Origin of the sequence: Streptomyces macrosporus (assembly GCF_039533145.1) — a bacterium.
GTDB lineage: Bacteria > Actinomycetota > Actinomycetes > Streptomycetales > Streptomycetaceae > Streptomyces > Streptomyces macrosporus.
The window spans coordinates 593566-616610 of sequence record NZ_BAAASZ010000020.1; the positions used below are offsets into that span (position 1 = coordinate 593566).

A 23045-nucleotide genomic window follows, 5' to 3' on the forward strand; every position below is an offset into this window, starting at 1 on the left:
ACCCGGTCGGGTGCACCGGCCCGCGCGCCCGACCCCGGGGGGAATGGCCCGCATGGCAGCGACCGCACGCGAGCGGCTCGACGACGCACGCCTGTACCTGTGCACGGACGCGCGCAAGGAGCGCGGCGACCTGCCGGAGTTCCTGGACGCGGTGCTCTCCTCGGGCGTCGACATCGTCCAACTGCGGGACAAGGCCCTGGAGGCGGCCGAGGAGCTGGAGCACCTGGCCGTCTTCGCCGACGCCTGCCGCCGCCACGGCGCGCTGCTGGCGGTCAACGACCGGGCGGACGTCGCCCACGCCGCCGGCCCGGACGTCCTCCACCTGGGCCAGGGCGACCTGCCGGTGAAGGCCGCCCGCGCGATCCTGGGCGACGACATCCTGATCGGCCGGTCCACCCACACCGAGGCCGAGGTGGACGCGGCGCTGGCCGAGCCGGGCGTGGACTACTTCTGCACCGGCCCCTGCTGGCCCACCCCCACCAAGCCGGGACGGCCCGCCCCCGGCCTGTCCCTGGTCCGCCACGCCGCCGCGCGCGCACCCGAGCGGCCCTGGTTCGCCATCGGCGGGATCGACGCCTCCAACCTGGACGAGGTCCTCCGGGCCGGGGCGCGGCGCGTCGTGGTGGTCCGCGCGATCACCGAGGCGGACGATCCGGGGGCGGCCGCGGCGGAACTCGCCGGGCGGCTGAGGCGGGCCTGAACGGGACGACTGTCCACGTGGTGGACGGTAAACGGGTTTATCGGACAAAAAGCCCTGATAATGAGGTCGGTGTCCGCACCGCCGGTTAGCCTGCCCGTATGGTTCTCGGCACCCCTTCGACCAGGACGGACCACGCGCCCACCGTCCGCGAGCTGCTGGCCTCCGGCGAGCGCTCGTACTCCTTCGAGTTCTACGCACCCAAGAGCGAGAAGGGCGAGCGGACCCTGTGGAACGCCATCCGCCGCGTGGAGGCCGTCGGCCCGACCTTCGTGTCGGTGACCTACGGTGCCGGGGGCTCCTCCCGGGAGGGCACCGTCCGGGCCATCGAGCGCATCGCGACCGAGACCACCCTCACCCCGGTCGCCCACCTCACCGCGGTGAACCACTCCGTGGCCGAGTTGCGCAACGTCATCGGCCAGTACGCGGACGCCGGCGTCCGCAACATGTTCGCGGTGCGCGGCGACCCGCCCGGCGATCCGACGGGCGAGTGGATCCCCCACCCGCGGGGCATCACCTACGCCGCCGAGCTGGTCCGGCTCATCAAGGAGTCCGGGGACTTCTGCGTCGGGGTGGCCGCCTTCCCCGAGATGCACCCGCGCTCCACCGACTGGGAGAGCGACATCCGGCACTTCGTGGACAAGTGCCGCGCCGGTGCCGACTACGCCATCACGCAGATGTTCTTCTATCCGGAGGACTATCTGCGCCTGCGGGACAGGGTGGCCGCCGCGGGTTGCGACACCCCGATCATCCCGGAGATCATGCCCGTCACGAACGTGCGGCAGATCGAGCGGTTCGCGAAACTCAGCAACGCGACGTTCCCTCCGGAGTTGGCCGAACGCATCCTGGCGGTCGAGCACGATCCGGCCGCTGTACGCTCGTTGGGAATCGAGTACGCCACGGAGCTGTGCGCGAGGCTGATGGCGGAGGACATACCCGGACTCCACTTCATCACCCTCAACCACTCCACGGCGACGCTGGAAATCTACGAGAATCTGGGCCTGCACCGGCGGGGCTAGAAGACGGGGTGGGAGGACGTACATGGGGTGGACGCTCCTCTACATCGCGTTCGGCGCTGTCGCGGTGTGGCTGCTCGCCGAGGTGCTGCTGCAGTACAAGGCGCGCCTGCGGTGGCGCCTGCTGGCCTTCGGCGGATTCGCCATGGTGGTCGTCGGCGTGGTGCTGCTGTCCTCGGTGGTGGTGATCTCGCTCGGCGCGGCGGCCTTCGCGGTCGGCCAGACCTTCGTGACGCTCTCCTACCGGCGCGGCTTCACCGCCGGCTGGGCGCTCGGCGGCATGCCCGGGACGAGCAAGCGCCGCCGCGAGGTGCGGCCCCTGCCGCCGGAGGACGCCGAACCGCACCTGGAGGTCTCCGACCTGCGGCCCGAACCGCCTCGGGACCAGCCCGCCTACCGGCCCGAGCCGCTGCCCGACGACACCGTCCAGTACGGCGTCTACGAGCGGGACCGGCCCGCGGAACCGCAGCAGGACCCCCAGGACCGGTACGCCGGCGCGGACTGGGCGGGCCACCCCGGCTACGGCACGGACGGACAGGGCTCCTACGGCGACCAGGACGGCGGGTACGGCGGCGGGTACGGGTACGGCGGCGGAGGGGAATACGGCTACTCCGACCCCTACACCGGCGTTCCCGCCCAGCCCTCGTACGAGGGGCAGCCGTACGCGACCGCCTCGGACGCCGGCCCGGGCGCCCAGGGATACGCCCCCGGCCCCTCCTACCCCTCCGACGGGTACGGCACCGGCTACACCGCCGACCCGTACGGCGGCGCACAGCAGCCGTACGCCGACCACCTGTCGTCCGACACGGTGTGGATGCCGCAGCAGCGCGACGACGAGCCGCAGACCGGACAGTACGGCCACGGCCACCCCCAGGACGGCGGCTACGACACCTCCTCCGGCACCGGCTACTACTACGGGGAACAGCGGCCCCGCTACTGACGGACCGCCACTGACAGGCCGCTGCCGACGGACCGTCGCGCGGCCCGCCCGGGTCACCGCGAGCCGCGCCAGTCGTCGCCCTCCACGATCAGCCCGGCGACCAGCGCGCCCGACATCCCGGCGTGCGCCGGCCCGCCCCCGGGGTGGGCCCAGCCGCCCGCCCGGTACAGCCCGGCCGTCGGCGTCCGGTTGGCCGCCCGCAGGAACGCGCCCCCCGCCCCCGCCAGCACCGGGGCGGGCACGGCGCCGCCCGGGGCCCCGGTCTCCCGCTCGGTGTCGACCGGGGTGCGCACCTCGCGCCACAGCAGCCGCCCGCCCAGCCCCAGACCGGCGGCGTCCGCCACCGCCAGCGCCGCGTCGGCGCAGCGCTCGGCCGCGCCCGGCGCCGTCCAGTCCACCGCGGCCCACTCCGGTGCCGTCCAGTCCATGGCCTCCGCGCGGTCGGCGGGCCGCCTCGCCCCCGCGCGGTGCGGCGGCACGACCACCGACAGCACCGCCGACTCGTGCTCCCCGTCGGGAACCAGCGTCGGGTCGTCGGGCCGCAGCACGGTGACGGTGCGCGTCGTGCCCCCGGGGCCCGCGGTGTGCACCACCGTGCGGTGCGCGGTGCCCTTGGGCCGCCGCCCGCGCAGCGCCAGCAGCACGGTCAGGCGCCCCGTCGCGCGGCCGGGCCCGCCGGGAGCCTCGGCGTCCCCGGCGCACACCCGCGGGTCGCCGGTCCCGCAGACCACGGCGTCGGCCGCCACCCGCGTCCCGTCCGCCAACTCCACCCCGACGGCCCGGCCGTCCTCCACGACGACCCGGGAGACCGCCGTACCGAAGCGGAACTCCACCCCGCGCTCCCGGCAGCGCTCGTACACCGCGTCCGCCAGCGCCCGCAGCCCTCCGCGGACGTACCAGGTGCCGAAGGTCTGCTCCAGGTACGCGAGGACGACGGCGCTCGCGGGCGCCCGGCGGGGGTCCAGGCCGTGGGCGAGGGCGTGGCTCTCCAGCAGCGCCACCAGCCGTGGATCGCGCAGCTCGGCCCGGGCGACCCCGGTCAGCGTCGTGGCCCGGCGGCGCAACAGCCCGCGCCGCGGCGCCGGATACGGGTCGCGGCCCAGCGGGGCGCGGTCCACCGCGTCGGTCAGCGGCTCCTCCAACAGCGGACGGCGGGTCGCGTCCCACACCTCGCGGGCCCGCACCAGCAGGTCGCTCCACCGCTCGCCCGCGCCCGCGCCGAGCGCGGCGTCGAGGGCGTCGACCGTCCCGGCGCGGGAGCCGCCCGGCAGGGCGACGGAGGTGCCGTCGGCGAAGACGTGCCGCACGGCCGGCTCGACCTGGACGGTCTCGACGCACTTCTCCAACGGTTCGCGGCCGGTCTTGACGAACAGGTCGCGCCAGACGGCCGGCAGGTGGAGCAGCCCCGGACCGGTGTCGAAGCCGAACCCGTCCCGCTCGTGGCGGCGCACCGCGCCGCCGTGGGTCTCCGTCCGCTCGTACACCGTCACCCGCCGGCCCGCCACGGCCAGTCGGGCGGCGGCCGCCATCGCGCCCATACCCGCGCCGATCACCACAGTCCCTGCCATGGGCAGCGACTCTAGTCGGGTGGCGGTAACGGCTTTGACGGGCCGTACGCAGAAGTGAGTAGGAGTACCTGAGTAGGGTTCTGAGTAGCCGTGCGGATGGGCTCCGTCCAGCGTGGACGGCAGAGTCGGAGACGACGGACACCACAGCGGCGCACCGCCGGCACGGGGCGGCGGAGCGGCGCGACGGCCGTCCGTGGGGGAACGCTCGGGGGATCACGGGGGACGGGAGTGGGAGGCGCGGCGGATCAGCCGGGCCTCCCACTCCCGCCGATCCGGCCGCGCAGCAGCAGGGACAGGGCGCCGTGCACCTCGTCCAGCGACCGCTCCGGCTGGAACGCCTTCCAGTCCAGCGCCGCCACCAGCACCATTCCCACCAGGGCCGACGCCGTCAGCGAGACGTCGTCCTCCGCGCCGGGCCCACCGGGGCCCGCGCCGCGCAACCCCTTCTCGACCACGGCCACGACGCGCCGCCGCACCGCCGCCAGGGTGGACTGCCAGGCCCGGTTGGTCCGCCACAGCTCGGCGACGTAGAGCCGGGTGAAGGCCGGACAGCGGTCGACGAAGACCAGCCCGGCCCGGACCATCGCGTCCAGCCTCTCCCCACGGCCGGCGCCGCGCCGGACCGCGTCGTCGGCGGCCTGTTCCAGCGAGGCGGCCAACTGCTCGACGCCGTGCCGCAGCAGCGCCTCGAACAACCCGGTCTTGCTCTCGAAGTTGTAGTAGACCGTGCCCTTGGCGACACCGGCGCGCTCGGCGATCTCCTCCACCGTGGTGGCGGAGAAGCCCTGCTCGGCGATGAGGGTCACGGCCGCGTCGTAGAGCCTCTGCCGGGTCGCGTGCCGGCGCGTGCCGCTGTTCATGCGCCGATTTTCACAGAGACGGTTCAGGGAGATGAACGTCCTTCACGGATCGGCCCGGGAAGAGGGAATCCGGCGGCCCGGCCGGGGCCCTCTTCCCGGGCCGATCCGTGCGCGGGGGCCGGGGCGGTCCGTGCGGGGGAGTCGGCGCGGCGGTGTCGGCCGGCGGCCGGAGCCGTCCGACCCGGCACGTCCGACGAACCCCGACAGGGGGGCGTTTGCCCAGGTCAGGGCCGATTGTCAGTGGCATGCGCAACGATGTTCCCATCGCGATGGCAACGCGACCTGCACAGCCATGACGACGACAGGAGGTTCGCCGTGAACGGGCCCCCGAAGGATGTCCATCCCGTGCTGCGCCGTGCCACGGCCCCGCGGGCCGCACTCGACCTGCTCGCCCAGGCACAGCACGGCCTCGACGAGGCGGCGGAGCTGGAGCACCCCAACGACCGCTACGCCACCGCACACCTCGCCGCCCTGCGCACCGCCGCCGCGGTGCTCGCGGTCCGCGGCCGTCCCGAGTCCACCGCCCGCGCCAGACGGCGCATCCGCAGCGCCTGGGAGGTGCTGCCCGAGGTGGCGCCCGAACTGGAGGAGTGGAGCCGGCTGTTCGCCGCCGGGGCGTCCCGCCGGGCCCGCGCCGAGGCGGGCATAGCGGGCGCGGCCAGCCGGCGCGACTCCGACGATCTGATACGCGACGCGGGGATGTTCCTGCGCATCGTCGAGCAGATGCTCGTGCAGCAGCCCGCGCTGCCCCTCCCCAGGGTCCGGGAGGAGGCGGAGGGGCCGGACGGGGAGGGCCCGCGGCTGCGCGCGGGCTGAGCACAACCGCGGGCCGGACGGAGAGGCGGGGACGGGGACGCAATAGGCTGGGGCCAGCCAGCGTCTCGAGTCGCCGAGGAGCATCCGCCATGTCCCGCCCCCGCGCATCCCTCCGTACCGCCGTGGTCTGGGAGGTACTGAGGGAAGCACTCGACGACCGGGTCAAGGCCACGGGTCGAGAGGCGCTCGACGTCCTCGACACCGGTGGCGGCACCGGCAACTTCGCCGTGCCCGTCGCCAGACTCGGTCACCGTGTCACCGTGGTGGACCCGAGCCCCGACGCGCTGTTCGCGCTGGAGCGGCGCGCGGCCGAGGAGGGCGTGGCCGACCGGGTACGGGGCGTGCAGGGCGACGCGCACGGGCTGTTCGAGGTGGCCGAGCGCGGAGGCTACGACGTGGTGCTCTGCCACGGCGTCCTGGAGTACGTCGACGACCCGGCCGAGGGGCTGCGCAACGTCGCGGCCGCGCTGCGTCCCGGCGGCATCCTGAGCGTGCTCGCCGCCGGCCTGGGCGGCGCGGTGCTCGCCCGTGCCCTGGCGGGGCACTTCACCGAGGCCCGCCGGGCCCTCGCCGACCCCGACGGACGCTGGGGCGGCGGCGACCCGATGCCCCGGCGCTTCACCCCCGAGCGGCTCACCGACCTGATCACCGCCCACGGCCTGGAGGTCGCCGCGGTCCACGGCGTACGGGTCTTCGCCGACCTGGTGCCCGGCGCCCTGGTGGACGCGGAGCCGGGGGCCACCGAGGCCCTGGCCCGGCTGGAGGAGGCCGTGGCCGAGCTGCCCGCCTTCCGCTCCATCGCGGCCCGACTGCACGTACTGGCGCGTACACGCTCCGCGTCCGTCCCGTCCGCGAAGGAGGCGGAGTGACAGGGCGGAGTGGCAGGGCGGAGCGGCGAGGCGGGGCGACAAGGTGGGGTAGGGCACAGACGACCCGAACGGCCGCTACCCGCCGTATGATCGAAGCACACCGTCCGGCATGACGGCACGGCGGCAGGGGAATGAGAAGCCCAACAACCGCCTCCGGCATCCCGGTCCCGGTGGCACGAACTGGCGTTGAGGGGCGGGTTTCACGGGGGCGAATCCCTGCCTATCCTTGAAGGGTCGCATCCGGTCGCCCCCGCGACCGACGAGTAGGAGGACTCCGTGCCGCTCTCTGAGCACGAGCAGCGCATGCTCGAGCAGATGGAGCGAGCGCTGTACGCCGAAGACCCCAAGTTCGCGACAGCGCTCGAGGGAGGCGAGCTGCGCACGTACACCCGGCGACGGGTTTACCAAGCGGTCGCGGGCTTTCTGGTGGGCGTCGCGCTCCTCATGGCCGGTATGGTCGCGCAGCAGGTCATCGTCAGCGTGGTGGGCTTCCTCGTCATGCTCGGCTGCGCTGTGCTCGCGGTGACCGGTTGGCGCAAGGCGCCCAAGCCCGGTGAGCACCCCGAAGGCCGGGGACACCACGGGCGATCACACCCCCGCAGGCAGGCACGCCCGCGCCGCTCGATGATGAACCGCATCGAGGAACGCTGGCAGCGCCGCCGGGACGAACAGCAGTAACGGCCCGGCACCCCGAGGCCCCGGACATCCGGGGACGGGGAGCCGGACGTGACGGGTGAGGGGCCACCGGAGGACCGGTGGCCCCTCACCCGTGCCCGTACCCGTGTCCGCCGCACCCGGCCGGACCGCCCGCGCCCCGCCCCGGAACCCCGTCGCCCCGGAACCCCGTCCGACGGAGGCCGTCGGCCCGGCCGGAGGCACCGGGCCCGCCGACCCGGCGCTCACGCCCGCTGCCGCGACGGCCGCAGCCGCGAGATCCCCCGCCGCAGCGCCCCGCCGCACCGCTCGCTCACCGCCGACCAGCGCGCCGAGACCGCCCACAGCAGCCGCACGGACGACCGCGGCAGCAGCAGGGCCCGCAGCCGCTCCCCGCGCCGGGCGGACGCGCGCAGCCCCGCCCGCACGCGCCGGACGTCCTCGACCGCCCCCTCCGCCGGACGCGGATCGGGGGCGTACAGCACCCGCTCGACGCCCCTGGCCAGCCGGTGCGCCGCCTCGGCGGCCTCCCCCTCCAGCCCGCCGAGCCGCACGACGCGCTCCGCGGCCATCCGCGGGGTGGCGGACTCCTCCGGGAGGATGCCGTAGTCCCAGGCGGAGTCGGTCATCTCCTGCCAGGCGGCGAGCGTACGGTCGCCCCGGAGACGCTCCTCGGCCGTCGCCGGGGAGGCGGGCCCGCCGGAAGCGGCCCCGTGCTCCCGGGCGGAGTGCTCCCGGGCGGAGCCGGCCGTCCCCCGCCGGGCGGAGGGCGTGCCCGCGCCGCCCGGCCACGCGCCCGCGGCGCCGCCCAGACGTCGGGCCCTGACCGTGTTCCGCCACAGCAGCGGCAGGGCCAGGAGCCCCAGCACCGGTACCGCCGTCCCGGCCACCAGCAGCGCCGTCGCCCCCACCGACAGCAGGGTGTCCAGGAAGGAGCCGTCGGCGGACCCGCCGTCCTCCGGGAGGGCCGCGCCGCAGTCGGTCCGTCCCTCCGCGTCCGCGGCGCACTCCTCGGTCGGCGACGGTCCGGGGCGCGGCTCGGCGGTCCGGCTCGGCCGCGGGGCCGGCTCCTCCGGCTGCTCCGGGGACGGCAGGTCGGGCAGGGTGTACTCGGGGGTGTTCCCGCGGTTGGGCGTGGGCTCGAAGCGGGTCCAGCCCACGCCCTCGAAGTACAGCTCCGGCCAGGCGTGCGCGTCCTGCAGGCCCACCGTCATCCCGCCGTTGCCGTCCGAGGCGCCCGGTGTGAAGCCCACCGCGACCCGGGCCGGGATGCCCAGGGTGCGGGCCATGGCGGCCATGGAGAAGGAGAAGTGGACGCAGAAGCCCTCCCGCTCCTCCAGGAAACGGGCGATGGCCGCGCTGCCGCTGCCGGCCCGCACCCGGGTGTCGTAGCGGAAGCCGCCGTCGGTGGAGAACCAGTCCTGGAGCCGGACGGCCCGCTCGTAGTGGCTGCGGGCACCCTCGGTCACGTCCCGAGCCGTCTCCGCCACCACGTCCGGCAGCGAGTCCGGCACCCTGGTGTACTCCTCCAGCAGCTCCGACGGCGGTTCGGGCGCGTTCGCCAACTGGCGCGCGGTCGGCCGCACCACCAGGCTGTCCACCTCGTACCGCGTGCCCCGGGTGGTCTGCCCGCGGTCCCCGACGAGCGTGCGGCCCTCCGGTTCGAAGCGCCACCGGCCGTCGATGCGGACCTCTTCGGCCGGGTACGGCATGGGCAGCCAGTTCTGGGCGTACCAGCCGGCGGCCTGGAACGAGGTGGTGACCGTCTCGGTGCGGACGGCCGGGGAGAGTCCGGGCGGCGACGGAAGCGGCCTGGGCAGGTCGGTGATCCGCCGTTCCGAGGGCCGCCACGCGGTGCCGTCGAACTGGTCCAGCGCCACGATCCGCAGGTACAGCTCCGAGGTGCTCTCGGCGTTGGTCCGGTACGTCAGGACCGTGCGGTTGTCGGGCTGGTTCAGGCTGTCCTGGAGGGCGACCAGCGGATTGACCGCCGAGACCGTCCCGCCGCCCTCGCCCGACCCCCGCCCGTTGCGCGCCGCGTCCAGCAGTCCGCCGCTCAACGAGGGCAGCGCGGCGGGCACCACCAGGGCGATGCCCAGCGCCAGCGCGCCGATCCGCCGCCCGCCGCGCACCGGCGTCGGAGCCGCGCCGCCCGTCGCCCCGGACGCCGGCCGGCCCTCGGCCCCGGTGCCGGTGAACATCCGGCCCCACCGGGACGTCCGGTCCCGGCCCTCCGCCAGGAGCAGCAGCAGGTAGCCGCCCGCCGCGCACAGGAACCACAGCGGGCGCGCCCCGTCCTGGGACAGCCCGGCCGCCACCGAGTACAGCGCCAGCAGCGGCAGCCCGGCCGGAGCCGCGCTGCGGTACGTCACCGCCAGGACGTCGACCAGCAGGCCGATGACCACCACGCCGCCCACCAGCAGCAGCCGGATGCCCTCGGTGACCGGGGCCGGGATCGCGAACCGGCCGACGTCGACGGTGCCCTGCGCCAGCAGCGCGCCGAAGGAGTCGAGGGCGGCGGGGCCCGGGAGGAAGCCCAGCAGGGCGTTCTCGCGGACGAAGACGAAGGTGAGCAGCAGCAGCGACACCAGCGCCTGCGCCGCCACCGTCACCGACCCGGCGAGCGACAGCCGGCGCGCCGCGGCGCCCACCAGCGTCTGGATCCCCAGCAGCAGGGCGGCCTGCGCGATCCACCCCGCCGGGGCGACCAGCGGCAGCAGCGCGCACGCCGCCGCCAGGGTGGCCAACCAGGCGCAGAACGCCAGTCGGGCCTGTCCGCTCATCACCGTCCGCCCCTCGATCGCCGGTCCGCCGCCACCTCGCTCGCGCCGGTCATCCCGCTCTCCCGATCGCGCCGCCGCTCCGGTCCGCCCGCCGCCACAGGTCGGACAGCGCGTCCCCGGGCACGTACGGCAGCACCGTCCACCCCGCCTCGCGCAGCACCCGCAGCCGCTCCTCCTCGTCCTCCGGATCCCGGAGCCCGTGCGGGACGAAGAGCAGCGCGCCGCGGGCGCGCTGCCGCATCCGGCGGGCCAGCACCGTCTGCTCCTCGTCCATGACGCCGAGGAAGGCCACCAGCAGCCCCTCGGGTCCGCCGCCGGTGCCGCCCAGCGCCTCGTACGCCCGGGACAGCCCCGGTTCGCCGGAGTGGTCCACCGTGGCCAGGGTGTCCAGGAGCAGCCCGGTGGTGTCCGGGGAGCCGATGTCCAGGGTGCCGCCCTCCGGTCCGGGCACCGGCACGCCGGTGTCGGTCAGCAGCCGCACCGCGTAGCCGCGCTCCAGCAGGTGCACGGCGACCGAGGCGGCCCCCGAGACCGCCCACTCGAACGCCGAGTCCGGCCCGGAGCCGGCCCAGGCCGTCCGGCGGGTGTCCAGCAGCACCGTGCAGTGGGGTTTCCGCGGCTGCTCCTCGCGGCGCACCATCAGCTCGCCGTGCCGGGCGGTGGAACGCCAGTGCACCCGGCGCAGGTCGTCGCCGTGGCGGTAGCCGCGCGGGATCACGTCGTCCTCGCCCGCCATTGCCAGGGAGCGCCGCCGTCCCTCGCCCCGGCCGCCGGCCTCGCCGACGAGCCGCACCGGCGGCAGCGCCTCGGTCCGCGGCACGACGGTGAGGGTGTCGTACGCGCTGAAGGACCGGGTCAGCTCCACCATGCCGAAGGGGTCCGCCAGACGCAGTTGCAGCGGCCCCAGCGGATAGCGTCCGCGCAGGTCGGAGCGGACCCGGTAGGAGACCTCGCGGCGTCCGCCCGGCTCCACCCGGTCCAGCACGAAGCGCGGGCGCGGCCCCAGGAGGTAGGGGACCTGGTCCTGGAGCATCAGCAGACCGGTGGGCAGCCGCGAGACGTTGTCCAGCCTCAGGTGCACCCGGGCCTCGTCCCGGGCGGGCACCCGGGCGGGGGACAGCCGCCGCGAGGCCGCCACCCGGTGACGGGTGCGGTGCAGCACGGCCACGCACACCAGGGGCAGCGCGGTCAGCAGGACGCCCACCCGCAGCAGGTCGCCCTGGCCCAGGACGTAGGCGCAGACCGTCGCGGCCAGGCCCGCGGCCAGGAACGAACGCCCGCGGGTGGTGAGCCCGCCGAGCGCGGCGCGCAGCGAGCCCCGCCGCTCCTCGGGCCGCCCGGCGTCCCGTCCCGTGTCCCGGCCCGCGGCGCCGGGACCGCCGTCCATCAGTACCCCCGCTGGGCCGGCCGGCCGTACAGCGGAGGCCGCGAGGCGGCCTCCCGGTGGTTCGTGGCGGGCACCGGGACGCGGTGCAGGATGTCGACCACGATCTGCTCGGCGGTGCGCCCGCCGAGCTGCACCTGCGCGGTGGGCAGCAGCCGGTGCGCCAGGACGGGCACGGCCAGCTCCCGCACGTCGTCGGGGAGGACGAACTCCCGCCCGCCCAGCGCCGCGGCGGCCTTCGCCGCCCGCAGCAGGTGCAGGGTGGCCCGGGGCGAGGCGCCCAGCCGCAGCTCGGGGTGGTTGCGGGTGCTCGCCACCAGGTCCACCGCGTACCGGCGGACCGGCTCGGAGACGTGGACGCCGCGCACCGCCTCCACCAGCTTGGAGATCTCGTGCGCGTGGGCGACCGGCTGCAGGTCGTCCAGCGGGGAGACCCCGCCGTGCACGTCGAGCATCTGCAGCTCGGCCTCCGGGCTGGGGTAGCCGATCGACACCCGCGCCATGAAGCGGTCGCGCTGCGCCTCGGGCAGCGGGTAGGTGCCCTCCATCTCGACCGGGTTCTGGGTGGCCACCACCATGAACGGGTCGGGCAGCTCGTAGCTGTGCCCGTCGATGGTGACCTGGCGCTCCTCCATCGACTCCAGCAGCGCCGACTGGGTCTTGGGGGAGGCGCGGTTGATCTCGTCGCCGATCACGATCTGGGCGAAGATGGCGCCCGGCTTGAACTCGAACTCCCGGCGCTGCTGGTCGTAGACGCTCACCCCGGTGATGTCGGAGGGCAGCAGGTCGGGCGTGAACTGGATCCTGCGCACCGAGCAGTCGATGGACCGCGCCAGCGCCTTGGCGAGCATGGTCTTGCCCACCCCCGGCACGTCCTCGATCAGCAGGTGCCCTTCGGCGAGGAGGACGGTCAGCGAGAGCCGTACGACCTCCGGCTTGCCCTCGATCACGGTCTCCACCGACCGGCGCACCCGGTCCGCCGTGGCGGTCAGATCGCTGAGGTTCGCTCGTTCGTCATAGGTCGTCACCCGGCCCTCCTCGGCCCGTTTCACGGACCGGCCCCTTCCGTGGGCGACCGGCCCACCCCGAACAACCGGCTTTCCCTCCCGCGAGTTCCCACGGGAGGGAACCGGCGGGAGGGGGCCGTCACTCACGCATTCTTCACGGACATCCGCTCTCGCGTCACGGTTCCGGGTGGATCACGGGATCGATCTCCCGCAGCAGGCCCGTGGTGACGTCGAAGACGAATCCCCGCACATCGTCGGTGTGCAGCAGGAACGGAGAAGTACGTACCCGTTCCATGGACTGCCGCACGTCCTGGTCCGTGTCCCGGAAGGCCTCGACCGCCCACGAGGGCCGCTGGCCGACCTCCGCCTCCAGGTCGTACCGGAAGTCCTCGGTCAGGTTCAGCAGGCCGCAGCCGGTGTGGTGGATGAGGACGACCGAACGGGTCCCCAGGGCGCGTTGGCTGATGGTCAGGGAACGGATGACGTCGTCGGTGACCACACCTCCGGCGTTGCGGATGGTGTGGCAGTCGCCGAGTTCGAGTCCGAGGGCGGCGTGCAGGTCGAGGCGGGCGTCCATGCAGGCGACCACGGCCACTTTCAACACCGGACGGGCGTCCATGCCCGGGTCGGTGAACTCGGCCGCATAACGCTTGTTGGCTTCGACGAGACGGTCGATGACCGGCCCGTCACGGTGAGGTCGTGACATGTATACGACCGTAGCCGCCCAGTGCCCGCCGGGCCTGTCGTGAGCCGGGCAAAGCGGTCAACACACACGCATGTGAGGTAACCCACACGCCCGGTACGGACGGCCTCGTTCGGGTGGAGTTCACAGGGGCCGCGCGGGGAACGGCGGCGGTCGTGAGCGGCCGTGACGCGCCCGACCGGTCGATCCACCGGGGTTGATTGACCGAGGAGGGGTGTGGACTAAAGTGGCGCGAAGTGGGAGTCGGGACACACCGCCGACCTCCCCCGGAACCGACATCCCGCGTGTGCCCCCGGCGCGCGTACGGCCGCGTACGGTCCGGCCTCCTCCCGCTCCTCGGCCGGCCGGTGTCCTCTTCCCCGGCACCGGCCGCCGCTTCCCCATTCGAGCGGGCGGGGACCAGGCCGTACGGACCCGCTCAAGGAGAGTCCAGTGAGCACCAACGAGCGGCACGTCCCGGTCATGCTCCGACGCTGCCTGGACCTGCTCGCCCCCGCCCTGGAGGAGCCCGGCGCGACGGTCGTGGACTGCACCCTCGGGCTCGGCGGCCACAGCGAGGCCCTGCTGTCCTCCTTCCCCGGCGTCCGCCTGATCGGCCTGGACCGCGACCCGGTCGCCCTGGAGCTGGCCGGCGAGCGGCTGGCCCCCTTCGGCGACCGGGCCACGCTGGTGCACGCCGTCTACGACGAGCTCCCCGAGGTGCTCGCCCGGCTGGGCACACCGCGCGTCCAGGGCGTCCTGTTCGACCTCGGCGTCTCCTCCATGCAACTGGACGAGGCCGAGCGCGGCTTCGCGTACGCCAAGGACGCCCCGCTGGACATGCGGATGGACCAGACGAAGGGCATCAGCGCCGCCGAGGTGCTCAACACCTATCCGCCCGGGGAGCTGGTGCGCATCCTGCGCGCCTACGGCGAGGAGAAGCAGGCCAAGCGGATCGTGGCGGCGATCGTGCGGGAGCGCGAGAAGGAGCCCTTCACCACCAGCGCCCGACTGGTGGAGCTGATCCGTGAGGCGCTGCCGCAGGCCGCCAAGCGCACCGGGGGCAACCCCGCCAAGCGGACCTTCCAGGCGCTGCGCATCGAGGTCAACGGGGAACTCGCCGTCCTGGAGCGGGCGGTGCCGGCGGCCGTCGCCGCGCTGGCCGTGGGCGGCCGGATCGCCGTCCTGTCGTACCACTCGCTGGAGGACCGCCTGGTCAAACAGGTCCTCGCCGCGGGGGCCACGAGCACCGCGCCGCCCGGACTGCCGGTGGTCCCCGAGCGCTACCAGCCCCGGCTGAGGCTGCTCACCCGGGGCGCCGAGCTCCCCACCGAGGAGGAGATCGCCGAGAACCGCCGCGCCGCCCCCGCCCGGCTGCGCGGTGCCGAGCGCATCCGGGAGGAGCCCTGAAGGACACACCGAAGGCCGGCCCGAAAGCCGTGTCGGGGAAGTCGGGAAAGCCGGAGAAGGGGACGGGCGCGCCGCCGACCCCCCAGCAACGGCTGGCCCGGCTGGCGAGACTGGTGCCCGCCGGCGACGCCGGCACGGCCGCCCGCACCCCCTTCGTGGTGCTGGTCGTGCTGCTGCTCGGCTCCGGGCTGCTGTCCCTGCTGCTGCTCAACGCCTCCGTCAACCAGGGCTCCTTCGAGCTCAGCGAGCTGGAGCGGCGGACCGAGGAGCTGACCGACGAGGAACAGGCCCTGGAGCAGGAGCTGGACTCCTACTCCGACCCCGGCACCCTGGCCGAGCGGGCCCGGGAGATGGGCCTGGTGCCCGGGGGGAACCCCGTCTTCATCCTCCCGGACGGCACCGTTCGGGGCGTCCCCCTCCCGGCCCCCGGCGGGGAGAGCGGGACGGGAGAGGAGGTGGGTCGGTGAGCGGACCGCGCCGCACCCCCACCCCACGCCCCGCGTCCCGCCCCGCCCGCACCTCCGGCGCGGCCCGCCCGTCCCGTCCGTCCCGCCCGAGGCCGCAGGGGGCCCTCCGGCTGGGCAACCCCAGGCCCCGGCTGAGGCTGTTCGGCCTCGCGCTCACCCTGGTGATGCTGGCCTTCACCGTGCGGCTGCTCCAGGTGCAGGCCGTGGACGCGAGCACCTACGCGGACAAGGCCGACGTCAACCGCTACATCACCGTCCCGCTCGCCGCCGAGCGCGGCACGGTCACCGACCGCGACGGCGTCGCCCTGGCCACCACGGTCGACGCCTACGACATCACCGCCGACCCGTACCTGTTCACCCCCGAACAGGCGAAGGTCCCCGACGCCCCCGCCCAGGCGGCCGAACTCCTCGCCCCCATCCTCGGGGTGGACGAGGAGACGCTCACCGAGCGCCTGTCCCGGAAGGAGACGCGCTACGTCGTCCTGGCCCGGCAGCAGTCCCCACAGGTCTGGCGGCAGATCACGGACCTCAAGCGGACGCTGGCCGACCGGCAGGGCAGGGGCGGCGGGCAGAACGTGCTGGCCGGGGTGTACTCCGAGGAGCACGCCAAGCGGGTGTACCCCAACCGGGAGCTCGCCGCCGGCGTCCTCGGCTTCGTCAACGCCGACGGGGAGGGCGGCGGCGGCCTGGAGGCGAAGTACGACAAGGTCCTGGCCGGCCGGGACGGCACGATCACCTACGCCCAGTCCGGCGGCCGGCAGGTCCCCACCGCCGGGGAGCGCGAGCAGCCCGCGCAGCCCGGCTCGGACGTGGAGCTGACCCTGGACCGCGACATCCAGTGGGCCGCGCAGCGGGCCATCGAGGAACAGGTCGAGAAGTCCCGCGCCGACCGCGGCTACGTGATCGTCCAGGACGTCCGCACCGGCGAGATCCTCGCCATGGCCAACGCCCCCGGCTACGACCCCAACGACCTGTCGAAGGCCGACTCCTCCGCCCTGGGCAACCCCGCGGTCCAGGACGCGTTCGAGCCCGGCTCGACCAGCAAGGTGATGTCCATGGCCGCGGTCCTGGAGGAGGGCGTGGCCCGCCCCGACACCCACGTGGTGGTGCCCAACAGACTGCCGCGGGCCGACCGCAGCTTCGCGGACGACGTGGACCACCCCACCTGGTACCTCACCCTCAACGGGGTGCTCGCCAAGTCCAGCAACATCGGCACGATCCTGGCCGTCGAGCAGCTCGGCGACACCCAGCGGGAGGCCAACCGGGTGCTCCACTCCTACCTGCGGAAGTTCGGCATAGGGCAGCGGACCGGGCTCGGCTTCCCCGGCGAGACCCCCGGAATCCTCGCCGATCCCGAGGACTGGAACGCCTCGCAGCAGTACACCATCCCCTTCGGCCAGGGGCTGTCCATCAACGCCGTCCAGGCGGCCTCGGTCTACTCCACCATCGCCAACGGCGGCGTCCGCGTCGAGCCGAGCCTGGTGCGCGGCACCACCGGCCCCGACGGGAGCTGGACGCCCGCGCCGCGGCCGGAGCGGACCCGCGTCATCGGCGAGAAGACCGCCAGGACGCTGGCGACCATGCTGGAGTCGGTGGTGGCCGACGCGGAGGGCACCGGCACCGTCGCGCGGATCCCCGGATACCGGGTGGCGGGCAAGACCGGCACGGCCAACCGGGTGGACCCCGAGACCGGCCGCTACAACGGCTACACCTCCTCCTTCGCCGGGTTCGCCCCCGCCGACGCCCCCCGCGTCACCGTCTACTGCGCCGTGCAGAACCCCCGGCAGGGCAGCTACTTCGGCAGCGACGTGTGCGGACCGGTGTACCAGGAGGTCATGAGGTACGCGCTGAAGGCCCTCCGAATCCCTCCCACCGGCACCGAGCCACCCCGCCTGCCCGTCACCTTCGAGCCCGGAGACTGACCGGGGAACGACCGGAAAGCGACTCGTGAGAACCAACACCGATCCCCCGTGGAACCGTGCCGGCACCACCGGCGCACCCGGCCCCTCGCTTCGCGGCGGGCCCGGAGCGCCGGGTACGCTCACCGCCGTGCCACACGCTGATCAGACCCCATCCCTGCCCCCGGCCCCACCCCGCCCGGAGCGGGTCCGCCCCGTGCCACTGGCGGAGCTGGCCCAGCGGCTGGGTGTCGCCGCCCCCGAGGGCGACGCGGCCGTCACCGGCATCACCCACGACTCCCGGGCCGTGCGCCCCGGCGACGTCTACATCGCGCGCCCCGGCGCCCGCTTCCACGGCGCCGACTTCGCCGTCCAGGCGGCCCGGCTGGGCGCCGTCGCGGTCCTCACCGACCCGACGGGCACCGAGCGCGCCGCCGCCACCGGCCTGCCCGTGCTGACCGTTCCGGACCCGCGCGAGCGGATGGGCGACCTGGCCGCCGCCATCTACGGCGACCCCGGCCGGGACCTGCTGCAGATCGGCATCACCGGCACCTCCGGCAAGACCACCACCTCCTACCTCGTCGAGGGCGGGCTCCGCGCGGCGGCCGGGGAGGGGGAGCCGACCGGGCTGATCGGCACCGTCGAGACCCGCATCGGCGACGAGCGGATCAAGTCCGAGCGCACCACCCCCGAGGCCACCGAGCTCCAGGCGCTGTTCGCGGTGATGCGCGAGCGCGGGGTCCGCTCGGTGGCCATGGAGGTCTCCAGCCACGCGCTGGTGCTCGGGCGCGTCGACGGCTGCGTCTTCGACGTCGCCGTCTTCAACAACCTCAGCCCCGAGCACCTCGACTTCCACTCGGACATGGAGGACTACTTCCGGGCGAAGGCGCAGCTGTTCACCAAGGCCCGCTCCCGCGTCGGCGTGGTCAACCTCGACGACGAGTACGGACAGCGGCTGGCCTGCGGCGTCTCCGAGGTGCCGGTCACCACCTTCTCCGCCGAGGGCCACCCCGACGCCGACTGGCGCGCGCGGGACGTGGAGCTCGGCCCGCTGGGCTCCACCTTCACCGTCGTCGGACCGGACGGCGAGACGGCCCGGGCCGCCGCGCCGCTGCCCGGCCCGTTCAACGTCGCCAACGCGCTCGCGGCGATCACCGCCCTGGTGACCGCCGGGATCGACCTGAAGACCGCCGTGGAGGGCGTCGCGGCGGTGCCCGGCGTGCCCGGCCGTCTGGAGCGGGTGGAGGCGGGCCAGCCCTACCTGGCCGTCGTCGACTACGCCCACAAGCCCGACGCCGTGGACTCCGTGCTGCGCGCCCTGCGCAAGGTCACCGAGGGCCGGGTGCACGCGGTGCTCGGCTGCGGCGGCGACCGCGACCCGCACAAACGGGCCGCCATGGGCGCGGCGCTGGCCCGACTGGCCGACACCGCCGTCCTGACCTCCGACAACCCCCGCTCCGAGGACCCCCTGGCCATCCTCGCCGCCATGCTCGCGGGCGCCGCCGAGGTCCCGATCCACGAGCGCGGCACCGTGCTGGTGGAGGAGGACCGGGCCGCCGCCATCGCCGCGGCCGTCGCCCGGGCCGAGCCCGGGGACACGGTCCTGGTGGCCGGCAAGGGCCACGAGCAGGGCCAGGACATCGCCGGGGTGGTACGCCCCTTCGACGACCGCGAGGTGCTGCGCGAGGCCATCGAGCGCCGCCGGGCCGGCGGGCACCCGGACACCGGGGAGAGCACGGCATGATCCCGCTGACCCTCGCAGAGATCACGGACGTCGTCTCCGGCCGCGCCCACGACATACCGGACCTCGGGGCGACCGTCACCGGTCCCGTGGTCAAGGACTCCCGCGAGGTGCGCCCCGGCGCGCTGTTCGTGGCGTTCGCCGGCGCACGGGTGGACGGCCACGACTTCGCCGAACGGGCCGTGGCCGACGGAGCGGTGGCCGTGCTGGCCTCCCGGCCCGTCGGCGTCCCCGCGATCGTCGTGGACGACGTGGAGGCCGCCCTGGGAGCCCTGGCCCGCCACGTCGTGGCACGGCTGGGCGCCACCGTCGTCGCTCTCACCGGTTCCGCGGGCAAGACCAGCACCAAGGACCTCATCGCCCAGCTCCTGCAACGGCTCGGCCCGACGGTGTGGACGCCCGGCTCGCTCAACAACGAGATCGGCCTGCCGCTCACCGCCCTGAGCGCCGAGCCCGGCACCCGCCACCTCGTGCTGGAGATGGGCGCCCGCGGCATCGGCCACATCCGCTACCTCACCGAACTGACCCCGCCCCGCATCGGCGCGGTCCTCAACGTCGGCTCCGCGCACATCGGCGAGTTCGGCGGCCGGGAGCAGATCGCCCAGGCCAAGGGCGAGCTGGTGGAGGCCCTTCCCCCGGCCGCGGAGGGCGGAGTCGCCGTCCTCAACGCCGACGACCCCCTGGTGCGCGCCATGCGCGCCCGCACCGATGCCCGGATCGTCTTCTTCGGCGAGGCCGCCGAGGCCGACATCCGTGCCGAGAATGTCCGACTCACCCCGAAGGGGCAGCCCGCCTTCACCCTCCACACCCCCACCGGGTGCAGCGATGTGACCATGCGCCTGTACGGTGAGCACCACGTGTCGAACGCGCTCGCCGCGGCCGCCGTGGCCCACGAGTTGGGCATGTCCGTCGACGGGATCGCCCTGGCGCTCTCCGAGGCCGGCACGCTCTCCCGCTGGCGCATGGAGGTCATCGAGCGCTCGGACGGCGTGACCGTCGTCAACGACGCCTACAACGCGAACCCCGAGTCCGTGCGGGCGGCGCTCCGCGCGCTCGTCGCCATGGGCAAGGGGCGTCGCACGTGGGCGGTGCTCGGCGAGATGGCCGAGCTCGGCGAGGAGTCGCTCGCCGAGCACGACGCGGTCGGACGGATGGCCGTCCGGCTCAACGTCAGCAAGCTCGTGGCGGTCGGCGGCCGGGAGGCCCGCTGGCTCGACATGGGTGCCAAGAACGAGGGTTCGTGGGGTGAGGAGTCGGTGCACGTGTCCGACGCTCAGGCGGCAATCGACCTGTTGCGCGATGAGCTGCGACCGGGGGATGTCGTACTGGTGAAGGCTTCCCGGGCGGCGGGCCTGGAGAAGGTGGCGCTCGCGCTGGTCGAGGGCGAGGTCGCCGGCCGATGATGAGGCAGATCCTCTTCTCCGGGGTCATCGGGCTCTTCCTGACCCTGATCGGCACGCCGCTGCTGATCAAGCTGCTGGCCCGCAAGGGCTACGGGCAGTACATCCGCGACGACGGCCCGCGGGACCACCACAGCAAGCGCGGCACCCCGACCATGGGCGGCATCGCCTTCATCCTGGCCACGCTGATCGCCTACGCGCTCACCAAGATCATCACCGGCAGCCAGCCGTCGTTCTCCGGCGTTCTGGTGCTGTTCCTGATGGCGGGCATGGGCCTGGTCGGCTTCCTCGACGACTACATCAAGATCGTCAAGCAGCGCAGCCTGGGCCTGCGCGCCAAGGCCAAGATGCTCGGCCAGCTCATCGTCGGCGTCGCCTTCGCGATCCTCTCGCTCAACTTCGCCGACGCCCGCGGCCAGACCCCGGCGTCCACCAAGCTCTCCTTCACCCAGGACTTCGGCTGGTCGATCGGTCCGGTGCTCTTCGTGATCTGGGCGCTGTTCATGATCCTGGCGATGTCCAACGGCGTGAACCTCACCGACGGTCTCGACGGCCTGGCCACCGGAGCCTCGGTGATGGTCTTCGGCGCCTACACCTTCATCGGGGTGTGGCAGCACCAGGACTCCTGCGCCCTCACCGGCAGCCCGAGCTGCTTCGAGGTGCGCGACCCGCTCGATCTCGCGGTCGTCGCCTCCGCGCTGATGGGCGCCTGCTTCGGCTTCCTGTGGTGGAACACCTCGCCCGCCAAGATCTTCATGGGCGACACCGGTTCGCTCGCCCTGGGCGGCGCGCTGGCCGGCCTCGCCATCGTCTCCCGCACCGAGCTGCTGCTGGCCCTGCTCGGCGGACTGTTCGTCATCATCACCATGTCCGTGGTGATCCAGGTCGGTTCCTTCCGCCTGACGGGCAAGCGGGTCTTCCGCATGGCGCCGCTCCAGCACCACTTCGAACTCAAGGGCTGGAGCGAGGTGCTCGTGGTGGTCCGCTTCTGGATCATCCAGGGCATGTGCACCATCGTCGGCATCGGCCTGTTCTACGCCGGTTGGGCGGCCGGGAAATGACCGGGCCGACCACACCGCCGACCACGCCGCCGACCGCCGGCGAGTTCGCCGGACGCCGGATCACCGTCGCCGGGCTGGGCGTGAGCGGCGCCTCCGCCGCCCGCGCCCTGGTCCGGCGGGGCGCGGAGGTCACGGTCGTGGACGGCGGCGACGGCGAGCGGCAGCGCGCCGCCGCGGCCGAGTTGGAGCGGGAGGGGATCGCCGTCCGCCTCGGCGACGGCGCCACCCTCCCCGAGGGCACCGAACTGGTCGTCACATCGCCCGGCTGGAAGCCGGACAGCCCGCTGTTCACGGCCGCCGCGCGGGCGGGCGTGGAGGTGGTCGGCGACGTCGAGATCGCCTGGCGGCTGCGGCCCGAGGACGCGGCCCCCTGGCTGGCCGTCACCGGCACCAACGGCAAGACCACCACGGTGCGGATGCTCGCCTCCATCCTCACGGCCGCCGGTCTGCGCACCACGGCCGTCGGCAACATCGGGACCCCGATCGTCGACGTGGTGCTCGGCGAGGAGCGGTACGACGTGCTCGCCGTGGAGCTGTCCAGCTACCAGCTCCACTGGGCCCCCTCGGTGCGCCCCCACTCGGCCGCCGTGCTCAACGTGGCCCCCGACCACCTGGACTGGCACGGCTCGATGGAGGCGTACGCCGCCGACAAGGGCCGCATCTACGAGGGCAACCGGGTCGCGTGCGTCTACAACGCCGCCGACCCCGTCACCGAGGAACTGGTCCGCCGGGCCGACGTCGTCGAGGGCTGCCGGGCGATCGGCTTCACGCTGGGCGCCCCCGCGCCCTCCCAACTCGGCGTGGTGGAAGGGGTCCTGGTGGACCGGGCCTTCGTCGAGAACCGGTACAGCCACGCCCAGGAGCTGGCCGAGGTCGCCGACGTGGACCCGCCCGCCCCGCACAACATCGCCAACGCCCTGGCCGCCGCCGCCCTCGCCCGCGCCTTCGGAGTGGAGCCGAGGGCCGTGCGCGACGGCCTGCGCGCCTTCCGGCCCGACCCCCACCGCATCGAGCACGTCGCCGACGTGGACGGGGTGCGCTACGTTGACGACTCCAAGGCGACCAACACCCACGCCGCGGAGGCGTCCCTGGGCGCGTACGACCCGGTGGTGTGGATCGCCGGAGGGCTCGCCAAGGGCGCGACCTTCGACGAGTTGGTCGCCAAGGCGGCGAAGCGGCTGCGCGGCGCCGTGCTGATCGGCGCCGACCGCGCCCTGATCCGCGAGGCGCTGGCGCGACACGCCCCGGATGTCCCGGTCGTCGACCTCGACCGGACCGACACTGGGGCGATGGCGGCGGCGGTCCACGAGGCCGCGCGGCTGGCCCGCCCCGGGGACACCGTCCTCATGGCGCCGGCCTGTGCCTCGATGGACATGTTCACCAACTACCACGCGCGCGGCGAGGCGTTCGCCGCCGCCGTCCGCGACCTGGCCTCGGGCCGGTCCGCGGCGCAGGAGCGATAACCCGCCGGTCCCCGCGCCGAGGGCGGCCGGCGCGGGGAGATCAGGAGGGGACGATGACGGCCGAGCCACCCGTGCCGACCGCGCGCTCGCGGACGCGCGGCGCACCCGGTCCGCAGCAGGCGGCCGGTGCGCCCCGGGTCCGCCGCCGCACCACCGGAACCGCCCCGCCCACGTCTCCCCGCCGCCCGGGAGCGTGGGCCCGCTCCGCGGCCGGGGTGGTGAGCGCCGCCCGCGCGGCGCTCCGTCCCGGGCGGCTCCGGCGTCCTCGGCCCGCGGCGCACCGAGGCACGGCGCGCGCCCTGGCGGACCGCGTCCGCGCCTTGGCCCGC

General features: G+C 74.5%; 19 protein-coding genes and 1 pseudogene. 14 read left to right on the forward strand and 6 right to left on the reverse strand.

Features of this window, described 5'->3' with window-relative positions; all coding sequences use genetic code 11:
* Positions 1-52 precede the first annotated feature (52 nt).
* From thiE to ABD335_RS14675, 3 genes are all read left to right on the forward strand, one after another.
* Positions 53-700 carry a thiamine phosphate synthase gene (thiE, locus tag ABD335_RS14665; protein ID WP_344322778.1) on the forward strand — a complete coding sequence of 216 codons (648 nt, stop codon included), beginning with the start codon at positions 53-55 and terminating at the stop codon, positions 698-700.
* Between the two features lie 98 nt (positions 701-798).
* Positions 799-1716: a methylenetetrahydrofolate reductase [NAD(P)H] gene (metF, locus tag ABD335_RS14670; RefSeq protein ID WP_344322780.1), complete on the forward strand. Its 918-nt coding sequence runs from the start codon at positions 799-801 to the stop codon at positions 1714-1716.
* 22 nt (positions 1717-1738) lie between these two features.
* Positions 1739-2653 (forward strand): hypothetical protein, encoded by a 915-nt coding sequence (locus tag ABD335_RS14675; RefSeq protein ID WP_344322781.1) that lies wholly within the window; start codon positions 1739-1741, stop codon positions 2651-2653.
* A 53-nt stretch (positions 2654-2706) separates the two neighbouring features.
* On the opposite strand, the gene ABD335_RS14680 is transcribed toward ABD335_RS14675, so the two are convergent.
* Positions 2707-4221, reverse strand: coding sequence for a phytoene desaturase family protein (locus ABD335_RS14680; protein ID WP_344322782.1), 1515 nt, complete (start codon positions 4219-4221; stop codon positions 2707-2709).
* Between the two features lie 245 nt (positions 4222-4466).
* The gene (locus tag ABD335_RS14685) at positions 4467-5081 is read right to left on the reverse strand and encodes a TetR/AcrR family transcriptional regulator (RefSeq protein ID WP_344322783.1); all 615 of its coding nucleotides are present in this window, start codon (positions 5079-5081) and stop codon (positions 4467-4469) included.
* 255 nt (positions 5082-5336) lie between these two features.
* Between ABD335_RS14685 and ABD335_RS14690 the strand changes: the two genes are divergently transcribed.
* The 3 genes from ABD335_RS14690 (at position 5337) to ABD335_RS14700 (ending at position 7444) form a co-directional block, all read left to right on the forward strand.
* Positions 5337-5897, forward strand: a complete 561-nt coding sequence (locus tag ABD335_RS14690; protein ID WP_344322784.1) for an SAV_6107 family HEPN domain-containing protein — start codon at positions 5337-5339, stop codon at positions 5895-5897.
* Between the two features lie 89 nt (positions 5898-5986).
* Positions 5987-6766 (forward strand): methyltransferase, encoded by a 780-nt coding sequence (locus tag ABD335_RS14695; protein ID WP_344322785.1) that lies wholly within the window; start codon positions 5987-5989, stop codon positions 6764-6766.
* 276 nt (positions 6767-7042) lie between these two features.
* Complete coding sequence (locus ABD335_RS14700) at positions 7043-7444, forward strand: DUF3040 domain-containing protein (RefSeq protein WP_344322787.1); 402 nt, start codon at positions 7043-7045, stop codon at positions 7442-7444.
* Between the two features lie 221 nt (positions 7445-7665).
* On the opposite strand, the gene ABD335_RS14705 is transcribed toward ABD335_RS14700, so the two are convergent.
* The 4 genes from ABD335_RS14705 to ABD335_RS14720 form a co-directional block, all read right to left on the reverse strand.
* Positions 7666-10203: a transglutaminase TgpA family protein gene (locus ABD335_RS14705; protein WP_344322788.1), complete on the reverse strand. Its 2538-nt coding sequence runs from the start codon at positions 10201-10203 to the stop codon at positions 7666-7668.
* Between the two features lie 49 nt (positions 10204-10252).
* Positions 10253-11590 (reverse strand): DUF58 domain-containing protein, encoded by a 1338-nt coding sequence (locus tag ABD335_RS14710; RefSeq protein ID WP_344322789.1) that lies wholly within the window; start codon positions 11588-11590, stop codon positions 10253-10255.
* Positions 11590-12615 (reverse strand): AAA family ATPase, encoded by a 1026-nt coding sequence (locus tag ABD335_RS14715; protein ID WP_344322790.1) that lies wholly within the window; start codon positions 12613-12615, stop codon positions 11590-11592. Before ABD335_RS14715 ends, ABD335_RS14710 begins: the two co-directional genes overlap by 1 nt.
* 154 nt (positions 12616-12769) lie before the next feature.
* Complete coding sequence (locus ABD335_RS14720) at positions 12770-13300, reverse strand: beta-class carbonic anhydrase (RefSeq protein ID WP_344322791.1); 531 nt, start codon at positions 13298-13300, stop codon at positions 12770-12772.
* Between the two features lie 429 nt (positions 13301-13729).
* Between ABD335_RS14720 and rsmH the strand changes: the two genes are divergently transcribed.
* The 8 genes and pseudogenes from rsmH to ABD335_RS14760 form a co-directional block, all read left to right on the forward strand.
* Positions 13730-14686, forward strand: a complete 957-nt coding sequence (gene rsmH / locus ABD335_RS14725; RefSeq protein WP_344322792.1) for a 16S rRNA (cytosine(1402)-N(4))-methyltransferase RsmH — start codon at positions 13730-13732, stop codon at positions 14684-14686.
* A gap of 29 nt (positions 14687-14715) precedes the next feature.
* Positions 14716-15153 (forward strand): cell division protein FtsL, encoded by a 438-nt coding sequence (gene ftsL / locus ABD335_RS14730; RefSeq protein WP_344322793.1) that lies wholly within the window; start codon positions 14716-14718, stop codon positions 15151-15153.
* The gene (locus ABD335_RS14735; protein ID WP_344322794.1) at positions 15150-17075 is read left to right on the forward strand and encodes a peptidoglycan D,D-transpeptidase FtsI family protein; all 1926 of its coding nucleotides are present in this window, start codon (positions 15150-15152) and stop codon (positions 17073-17075) included. Before ftsL ends, ABD335_RS14735 begins: the two co-directional genes overlap by 4 nt.
* A gap of 25 nt (positions 17076-17100) precedes the next feature.
* On the forward strand, positions 17101-18795 hold the full coding sequence (locus tag ABD335_RS14740; RefSeq protein WP_344322795.1) for a UDP-N-acetylmuramoyl-L-alanyl-D-glutamate--2,6-diaminopimelate ligase: 1695 nt from the start codon (positions 17101-17103) through the stop codon (positions 18793-18795).
* Positions 18792-20195, forward strand: a complete 1404-nt coding sequence (locus ABD335_RS14745) for a UDP-N-acetylmuramoyl-tripeptide--D-alanyl-D-alanine ligase (RefSeq protein ID WP_344322796.1) — start codon at positions 18792-18794, stop codon at positions 20193-20195. Before ABD335_RS14740 ends, ABD335_RS14745 begins: the two co-directional genes overlap by 4 nt.
* Positions 20195-21253 (forward strand): phospho-N-acetylmuramoyl-pentapeptide-transferase, encoded by a 1059-nt coding sequence (gene mraY / locus ABD335_RS14750; RefSeq protein ID WP_344323050.1) that lies wholly within the window; start codon positions 20195-20197, stop codon positions 21251-21253. Before ABD335_RS14745 ends, mraY begins: the two co-directional genes overlap by 1 nt.
* Complete coding sequence (murD, locus tag ABD335_RS14755) at positions 21250-22716, forward strand: UDP-N-acetylmuramoyl-L-alanine--D-glutamate ligase (RefSeq protein WP_344322797.1); 1467 nt, start codon at positions 21250-21252, stop codon at positions 22714-22716. The genes mraY and murD overlap by 4 nt, the downstream gene beginning before the upstream one ends.
* Positions 22717-22769: 53 nt before the next feature.
* A pseudogene (locus ABD335_RS14760) lies at positions 22770-23045 on the forward strand (hypothetical protein); the annotation flags it as partial.

Excerpts from the sequence above, each read along its gene's own strand:
- ABD335_RS14685 (WP_344322783.1), bottom strand. The coding sequence starts at position 5,081 with ATGAACAGCGGCACGCGCCGGCACGCGACCCGGCAGAGGCTCTACGAC.
- ABD335_RS14745 (WP_344322796.1), top strand. The coding sequence starts at position 18,792 with ATGATCCCGCTGACCCTCGCAGAGATCACGGACGTCGTCTCCGGCCGC.
- ABD335_RS14680 (WP_344322782.1), bottom strand. The coding sequence starts at position 4,221 with ATGGCAGGGACTGTGGTGATCGGCGCGGGTATGGGCGCGATGGCGGCC.
- mraY (WP_344323050.1), top strand. The coding sequence starts at position 20,195 with ATGAGGCAGATCCTCTTCTCCGGGGTCATCGGGCTCTTCCTGACCCTG.
- ABD335_RS14675 (WP_344322781.1), top strand. The coding sequence starts at position 1,739 with ATGGGGTGGACGCTCCTCTACATCGCGTTCGGCGCTGTCGCGGTGTGG.
- ABD335_RS14695 (WP_344322785.1), top strand. The coding sequence starts at position 5,987 with ATGTCCCGCCCCCGCGCATCCCTCCGTACCGCCGTGGTCTGGGAGGTA.
- metF (WP_344322780.1), top strand. The coding sequence starts at position 799 with ATGGTTCTCGGCACCCCTTCGACCAGGACGGACCACGCGCCCACCGTC.
- ABD335_RS14720 (WP_344322791.1), bottom strand. The coding sequence starts at position 13,300 with ATGTCACGACCTCACCGTGACGGGCCGGTCATCGACCGTCTCGTCGAA.
- ABD335_RS14690 (WP_344322784.1), top strand. The coding sequence starts at position 5,337 with ATGTTCCCATCGCGATGGCAACGCGACCTGCACAGCCATGACGACGAC.
- thiE (WP_344322778.1), top strand. The coding sequence starts at position 53 with ATGGCAGCGACCGCACGCGAGCGGCTCGACGACGCACGCCTGTACCTG.
- ABD335_RS14710 (WP_344322789.1), bottom strand. The coding sequence starts at position 11,590 with ATGGACGGCGGTCCCGGCGCCGCGGGCCGGGACACGGGACGGGACGCC.
- ABD335_RS14705 (WP_344322788.1), bottom strand. The coding sequence starts at position 10,203 with ATGAGCGGACAGGCCCGACTGGCGTTCTGCGCCTGGTTGGCCACCCTG.
- murD (WP_344322797.1), top strand. The coding sequence starts at position 21,250 with ATGACCGGGCCGACCACACCGCCGACCACGCCGCCGACCGCCGGCGAG.